This window comes from Paraburkholderia sp. SIMBA_027 (genome assembly GCF_046535315.1).
Classification (GTDB): Bacteria; Pseudomonadota; Gammaproteobacteria; order Burkholderiales; family Burkholderiaceae; genus Paraburkholderia; species Paraburkholderia tropica.
In genome coordinates this window covers 1-551 of sequence record NZ_JAWRWY010000084.1, presented here as the reverse complement: position 1 = coordinate 551, position 551 = coordinate 1, and the positions used below count along the sequence as shown (strand labels likewise).

Annotated in this window: 1 pseudogene; it reads left to right on the top strand. The window is 60.8% G+C overall.

What is annotated here, in order from left to right:
• A pseudogene (locus tag SB764_RS38235) lies at nt 1–408 on the top strand (ABC transporter substrate-binding protein); the annotation flags it as partial.
• Between the last annotated feature and the right edge of the window lie 143 nt (nt 409–551).

Genomic DNA, 551 nt, shown 5'->3' with positions numbered 1-551 from the left:
GGCCTCGATCAGGCCGTGGCGAAGGGCATGAAAGTCGTGCTCGGCTTTCCGAAGCTCTATGGCGAATACGCGTTCTCGTCGATTTCGGCAAAACGCAGTGTCGATCCGGATGCGGCCGCGCGGTTCGTGAAGGGGCTGCAGAACGCGCTGCGCTACATGCAGAGCAACCCAGCCGAAACGCAGGCGATCGCGCGCAAGGAATTTCCGACGCTCGATCCGGCAGTGGTGGACGCGGCGGTCAAGCGCATGCTGGCCGAAGGCGTGTATCCGAAGAACGTCGACATTACGCCGAAAGCGCTGACGGTTGCGATGGATACGCAGATCGCGCTCGGCAACCTGAAGCAGCAGCCGAAGTACGATACATTCTTCGTCCACAGTTATATCCAGCCCGCGCTTGCCGCGAAGTAAGACTACTTGCCGACGCTCTCATGACTACGTTCGATCAATCGCCGACCATCGGCGACATACGTGCCGCGCTAGCCGCGGGTGACGCCACCGTGGCGCAATACGTTTCAGGCGCTTACGATGCCGCGCGGAAATCGCAAGCAACG